This window comes from Deltaproteobacteria bacterium (genome assembly GCA_016874735.1).
Classification (GTDB): Bacteria; Bdellovibrionota_B; Oligoflexia; order Oligoflexales; family CAIYRB01; genus CAIYRB01.
In genome coordinates, this window is sequence record VGTI01000020.1 from 62,031 (window position 1) to 68,907 (window position 6,877).

General features: G+C 55.0%; 7 protein-coding genes. All 7 read left to right on the top strand.

Translation table 11 applies throughout. The features are described from left to right. The first annotated feature begins 45 nt into the window (after positions 1 to 45). A complete protein-coding gene (locus FJ146_10155; GenBank protein ID MBM4252321.1) occupies positions 46 to 834 on the top strand; it encodes a hypothetical protein in 789 nt (262 codons plus the stop codon). A gap of 84 nt (positions 835 to 918) precedes the next feature. Further along, complete coding sequence (locus FJ146_10160; protein MBM4252322.1) at positions 919 to 2,487, top strand: acyl-CoA carboxylase subunit beta; 1,569 nt, start codon at positions 919 to 921, stop codon at positions 2,485 to 2,487. Positions 2,488 to 2,495: 8 nt separating this feature from the next. Continuing rightward, a complete protein-coding gene (locus tag FJ146_10165) occupies positions 2,496 to 4,028 on the top strand; it encodes an acetyl-CoA carboxylase biotin carboxylase subunit (GenBank protein ID MBM4252323.1) in 1,533 nt (510 codons plus the stop codon). 45 nt (positions 4,029 to 4,073) lie between these two features. Next, positions 4,074 to 4,625, top strand: a complete 552-nt coding sequence (locus FJ146_10170) for an acetyl-CoA carboxylase biotin carboxyl carrier protein subunit (GenBank protein ID MBM4252324.1) — start codon at positions 4,074 to 4,076, stop codon at positions 4,623 to 4,625. Beyond that, positions 4,622 to 5,137, top strand: a complete 516-nt coding sequence (locus FJ146_10175) for a phosphatidylglycerophosphatase A (protein ID MBM4252325.1) — start codon at positions 4,622 to 4,624, stop codon at positions 5,135 to 5,137. Before FJ146_10170 ends, FJ146_10175 begins: the two co-directional genes overlap by 4 nt. Before the next feature lie 69 nt (positions 5,138 to 5,206). Then, on the top strand, positions 5,207 to 6,283 hold the full coding sequence (locus tag FJ146_10180; GenBank protein MBM4252326.1) for a linear amide C-N hydrolase: 1,077 nt from the start codon (positions 5,207 to 5,209) through the stop codon (positions 6,281 to 6,283). A 251-nt stretch (positions 6,284 to 6,534) separates the two neighbouring features. Continuing rightward, positions 6,535 to 6,822 (top strand): hypothetical protein, encoded by a 288-nt coding sequence (locus FJ146_10185; protein MBM4252327.1) that lies wholly within the window; start codon positions 6,535 to 6,537, stop codon positions 6,820 to 6,822. The last annotated feature ends 55 nt before the right edge of the window (positions 6,823 to 6,877 follow it).

A 6,877-nucleotide genomic window follows, 5' to 3' on the forward strand; every position in this document is an offset into this window, starting at 1 on the left:
CTGTGCTAAGCTCAGCGACGAACCTAGCAACGAGTTTAATGCCCTATGAAAAGCCGCAAAATTCAGACTATTCACCGTTCGTGGTTAATCCTGCTCATTTGCGTCGGCGCCACTCTACCCGTAGCCGGATGCGTCAGCGTACCGACCAAAACTCCTTACGGTGTGCAAGAGGGTCATCTGAGCTACGTGCCGGCGCGGATCGCCACGCTAAACTGTCAAGCGTGGCCAGCGGGCGCGCGCTTTAAGAGTCTTCCGCTAAGTAATTTTGGCGAGCAGCAATTAGCGACTCTGTGTACGCAGTTTGACGCCTTTGTCCTCAAGAGCTTCAACGACCAGCCTTACATGAAAGGTTATTCGCCAAAATTTGTCTTGCAGCAGCTGAAGGACGCGAGTTTGACCGATTTACCTGCTGAATTAGCCCCAATTTGGGCGCATCGCCGCAGCGACTGCGGTGACTGCCAAACGGTGCCCGCGTTTTACAACGCCTCACTCGCAGGGCGTCTCGAGTGGCTCGCGTGGCTCAATAAAGTCAGCAAAAACGTGCGTCATGCGGATGCCGTGTTACTACCTTTTGTGACTTATGGCTACGAGCGCCTGTATGACGACCGCGGCCTAGCTGTCGCTGAGCGAGGGGCCGGCGTCACACTACTGCTCGTCGACACCAATAACGGTGAATTACTGTGGGCGGGTGGCCGCGAGGCCAGTGTGCCACATAAGGCATTGGCGGGAAGTGGTGACTCTAAACAGCTTTCGCTGCCTAGTTGGGACGATATCAGTGCCCGCCTATTTGCCGAACCGCTATGGAGTGCTTTTCCCGGGCGGCAGGTGTATTAATAAAATGTCGCTGCAAGGCTTCTGGTTGGCAGATGTAGGACCGACGGGAAGTTGAACATTGCTGGATAGCAGAGGAGCGCTGGCATGACGACATCAGCATCGGACAAATTAGCTGGGTTGAGGCAGGAATCACTTCTTGGTGGCGGTGAGGCGCGCATCGCCCACCAGCATAAGAGCGGCAAGCTGACCGCACGTGAGCGGCTGCAGCAGCTGCTTGATCCGGACTCTTTTACCGAGCTCGACGCCTTCGCACGGCACGACTGCCGTGACTTTGGGATGGAGGGAAAGCGCATACTTGGTGACGGTGTGATCACGGGCTTTGGTACCGTGAGCGGCCGTTTGGTGTATGTGTTCTCCCAGGATTTCACCGTATTTGGCGGTAGCTTGTCAAAAACCATGGCGCGCAAAATTTGCAAGGTCATGGATATGGCCGTTAAGGCTGGGGCACCGGTCATCGGCATCAACGACTCTGGCGGTGCGCGGATTCAAGAAGGTGTGGCCAGCCTGGGTGGCTATGCCGACATCTTTTACCGCAACGTGCAGGCGTCGGGTGTAGTGCCGCAGCTGTCGCTTATTATGGGACCTTGTGCCGGTGGTGCCGTGTATTCACCGGCGATGACCGACTTTGTTTTCATGGTAGATCATACGAGTCACATGTTTATCACGGGCCCCGACGTCATTAAGACGGTGACGGGCGAGGTGGTGACCTTCGACGAACTCGGTGGATCGGAGACTCACACGCAGCGTAGTGGTGTCGCCGACCGGCGCTTTGCCTCTGAACCTGACTTGATTAACGCTGTGAAGACCTGGCTGAGCTTCGTCCCGTCCAACAATCTGGATGAGGCGCCGCGTGCCGCTGATCCTGAGGCGGACTCGACCATGCGTGAACTCATCACGCAGGCGGAGCTTAGTATTGAGAGTTTGGTGCCGCTCAATCCCAATCTACCCTACGACATGACGGAAGTGATCAAGGCCGTAGTCGATCCGGGTAGCTTCTTTGATATCAAGCCTGAGTTTGCGCCGCACATAGTGACTGGTTTTGCGCGTCTCGGAGGCCGATCAGTGGGCATCGTCGCCAATAACCCTAACCACCTTGCCGGTGTGCTCGATATTGATGCCTCGGTAAAGGGTGCGCGTTTTGTGCGCTTTTGCGACGCCTTCAATATCCCTCTGGTGACTTTTGTCGATGTACCGGGATTTCTGCCGGGTAGTGACCAAGAGTCATCGGGCATTATCCGTCACGGTGCCAAGTTGCTATATGCATATGCCGAAGCCACTGTGCCTAAGCTCACAGTGATCACGCGTAAAGCCTACGGTGGCGCCTACGACGTGATGAGTTCCAAGCATATCGGTGCGGATCTCAACTTGGCGTGGCCTAATGCCGAGATTGCTGTAATGGGTGCTAAGGGCGCTTGCAACATCATTTTCAAGGGTGAAATCACTGCAGCCGCAGATCAAGAGGCGAAACGTCAAGAACTCACCGACCGCTACGCGGAAACGTTCGCCAACCCCTATGTTGCTGCGGAGCTCGGATATATCGATGCCGTGATCTATCCGAGTGAGACTAGGTCGCATCTGCTCCGAGGTCTGGCTGCTGTGAGCGGTAAGCGCTGCCAAAGACCTAAGCGCAAACACGGCAACATCCCACTTTGAGGTTCGCCATGGGCATTCCATCCACAAAGATCAAGCGAGTCCTGATCGCCAATCGCGGGGAAATTGCCGTCCGCATCATCAGAACCTTGCGCGAGCTCGGTATCGAGAGTGTGGCTGTTTACTCCGACGCTGACGCCAGCAGCCAGCATCGTTTTCTTGCCGATTTTGCCGTGCGTCTCCCCGGCATCACCTCGGCGGAGACTTACCTACAGATTCCTCGTTTAGTCGAAGCGATCCGTAGCAGTGGTGCCGACGCCGTCCATCCAGGCTATGGGTTTCTCTCTGAGAGTAGTGAATTTGCCCGTGCCATCGAGAAGGCTGGCGCCATTTTCATCGGTCCACCTCCTGAGGCGATGGACCGGATGGGTAATAAGATCCATGCGCGCAATCTGATGATCGAGCACGGAGTGCCGGTGGTACCAGGTGCAGCAGCACCGCTCAAGGATGCAGCCGAACTTAAAAAGCTGGCGCATGAAATCGGCTATCCTCTGATCCTTAAGGCCGCTGGTGGTGGTGGTGGACGCGGCATGCGTGTCGTGCGTCAAGACAGCGATCTGGAGCCCGCTTTGACTGCGTGCCAACGCGAAGCGCAAGCGTACTTTGGTAACCCCGAAGTATTCTGCGAGCGGTTTATAGAGAGACCGCGCCATATCGAATTTCAGGTGCTTTTTGACGCCCATGGCAACGGGGTGCATCTATTCGAGCGTGACTGTTCCGTACAGCGCCGCCACCAGAAGTTGTTTGAAGAGGCACCCAGTAGCTATCTCAGTCCTAAACAAAGGGATGACATTGGCGCCAAAGCTGTTGCGGCAGCCAAGGCTGCAGGTTACGTCAGTGCAGGTACGATCGAGTTTATTTGTGAATCACCAGATCGCGCCTATTTCATGGAAATGAACACGCGCATCCAGGTGGAGCATCCAGTGACCGAGATGATCACTGGGCTGGACTTGATAGCGTGGCAGATCCGTATCGCTCAGGGTGAGCGTTTGCCGTTCAAGCAAAGTGATTTACAACCCAACGGATGGGCAATGGAGGCCAGGATCAACGCCGAGGATCCTGCCTTGGATTTTGCACCATCGGCCGCGACCGTGCAGGCGATGACGCTACCTGGTGGTCCTTTTGTCCGGGTCGATACGCATCTTTATCCGGGCTACAAAATACCTGACACTTACGACTCAATGGTCGCTAAGGTCATCGTCTGGGCCAAGACGAGACCGGAAGCCATCGTGCGGATGGAGCGCGCACTTAGTGAGCTTAGGCTCGAGGGCGTGCAGACGACAGTGCCGTTTCAAGAGGCCTTACTCGCACTGCCAGCGTTTCGCGATGGCGATTTCACCACCAAGCTCATCGAGGAGCAGGCTGCCTACTGGAAGACTGCCCTGCGTCAGGCGGGAGGCGACAGTGATGAGCCCACGCTTGCAGCGGTGCTTGGCGTCGTAGCAGTGCGTCATCAGCCCGCCGCCCCTGTAGTCGATGGGGCGGCATCAAGTGTGAGACCAAGTCTTTGGCAAGAAATGGCGCGGCGCGAAGGCCTAGAATAGGTACACAATAGGTCCACAATAGGCGCGCATCGAGGAGACGAAGTTATGGATCTCAAAATCGACCTCAACGGTAACATGCACAAAGTCGCATTGCCCGAGCGCATCACCCCGGGTCAATCATTTCGCGTAAAAAGTGCAGGGCGCGAACTGACTGCGACCTTGGTGCCCTACGCTGGCGTTATCGTACTACGTGACGGCAACGATGCCGCGCTCGAGCGCAACGTGCATTTGCGCCGCACGGCTGTGACCACTTATGTCGGTGAGCCAGAGGCGCAGCTACGAGCTGAGATTCGTCTCGGTGGTCGCCTGCACTACGTGCATGCCGTCAGTCAGCCAGACATGCCTGGTAACGATCAGAACAACAACCGCACAGCGGCCAAAGATCAGGTGGTCAGGAGTCAGATCACCGGCAAGGTGCTCAAGGTGCTGGTCAAGAAGGGCGACCAAACAACCTCAGGTCAAGCACTGCTCGTCATCGAGGCGATGAAGATGGAAAACCGCGTCTTCACCAACATTGCCGGGACTGTTGCCAGCGTTGCGGTCAAAGAGGGCGACTCGGTGAATACGGGCAAAGAACTATTGAGGATTAAGCTTTGACCGCCACGCCCTCACTTGCACTTTTAGACCGCGTAGCCATCCAGATCGCAACGGCCTTTGGTATTGGTCGCGCGCCAAAGGCGCCGGGGACTTTTGGCTCGCTCCCTGGGTTGGCCGTGGGTGCAGGGATTAACTGGGTTGCTTCAAGATCCTTTGGTGCTGGGACTCTGGAGTTTCATGGGACATTAGCTATCTCGTTGGTTATGGTTAGTGCCCTGGCCTATTGGTCTATAGACCGTATGGAGACGGCATTAGCGGTGCATGATGATCAAAGCATCGTCATCGATGAAGTTGCTGGTCAGGCAATTGCAGCGGCTTGGATGCCTATAGACTGGGCGCCTTATTTCGTCGCATTCCTGCTCTTTAGACTGTTTGACATCACGAAGCCTGGCCCCATCGGTAAAATCGATCGCGATGCTCCTGGCGCCTGGGGCACCTTGGGTGATGATCTCCTGGCTGGTGTCGTCGCGGCGATTGTGGGATCTACCCTGGCTTACGCTTTGCCTGTGTAAATTCGCAAAACTTTAGTTATCATCGGGAAAAGTCCACTTCTGCCATTTGTAGCAACCAGGAGAGTCCCAATGATGCGACGGTCGTACCGTTTCGTAGCTGCGTTCGCCTTTGCCCTCGTGATCAACGCCAACAGCGCTCAAGCATGTACCGTGGTGGCGGTACCCCATTTTGCCGACCAACTAGTCGGTAAGAGTTACGACTGGGATTTTGAAGATGGGCTCATCATGGTGAATAAGCGCCACGTGGCGAAGACAGCTCTAATACTGGACCCCAAGAATACGGCAGCGGCGTGGACGTCGCGCTACGGCAGCATCACCTTTAATCAATACGGTCGTGAATTCCCTTTGGGTGGCATCAACGAGGCCGGTTTAGTTGTCGAGATCGCCTGGCTCGATGGGACGCAGTATCCCAAGGTCGACAATCGGCCCTCACTCAACGAACTGCAGTGGGTGCAGTATCAGCTCGATCAATTCGCCTCGGTCAAAGAGGTCGAAACCCACATCCATGATGTGAGAATTGCTCAGGCTCATGCGCCAGTGCATTACTTGGTTTGCGACACGACACGCGCCTGCCTCAGCGTCGAATTCCTCCGCGGCAAGGCCGTGACCCATAGTGGTAACGCGCTCGATATTCCTGTACTGAGCAACGATCCCTATGCGCTGCACCGCCAAAGCCTGCGCAAATATCAAGGATTCGGCGGGCGTAGGACAATTCCGACTGGGTCGGACTCTTTTGCTCGTTACGCCCGCGCCGCAGCGTTCGCCCAAGGTGCGCGCGACAGCAGCGAACGCGACAGCCAGTCCAAACTGTTCGCGCTACTACAAGACGTAAATCAAGGTGATTTCTCTAAGTGGCACATCGCCTACAACACAGCATCTGGTGTCATCTCCTGGCGCTCCTTATCACAGCCACAGATCAAGACGGTACGGCTGCGAGACTTTGATTTTTCCTGCGGTTCGCCGGTACAAATACATCAAGTCATCAGCGCTACCGGTGGCAGCGTGAGCTCGCAGTTTGACGACTACACGGCCGATGCCAATCGCCAACTCCTGAACATCACGCTCAAGCCTATAGCGGACTCATTACCACCAGGCACTCTTGATTTGGTCGCAGATTATCCGGACACACTTAAGTGCCTTGACTGAGTATAGTCTTAAAATCTTTGACTATCATCTACGTCCCTAACACGTGATGCCCGCCCATTTATGGAAAGACGCCGCATGCGAATCCTGCTTCGTCAGAATTCTGCGGCGTTCGCATATCTAAGTCCCTGAAGCCGCCGCCCGTTTTAGCTCATTGTATTTTTGTCTCAAGATAAATCCCGCTCTGCCGCTATCGATGTGAAATACGGAGGGGTGTTAGTTTTAATTTCTAAACACAGGGCGAAGGAGGATTGATGATGGGGGAGATCCTCGGGTTTTTAATTTTCTTCGCATATTGTTTATATTTTTTCTTGTTGTTAAACATCCCGTCGATGATGCGTAAATACCGCATCAGTCTCCTTGCTACTGAGGAACATCAGAGGTTGGTTCAAGCGATTGAGCGCGGTGAATTGAATTATTCTACTCGTCGGTTGAAAATCGATGCATTTGTTTATGCCGATGAACTACCTCGACCAATCCTCACGCTCTCTGACAAGAGCGCTCCGGTATGGTCAGAGTTTCGTGCTTCAGCGGGCGGGTAACCCCACCCTCCACACCTGAGGACGGTTCCCGCCCCGTGACAAAGCCTGTCAAAGC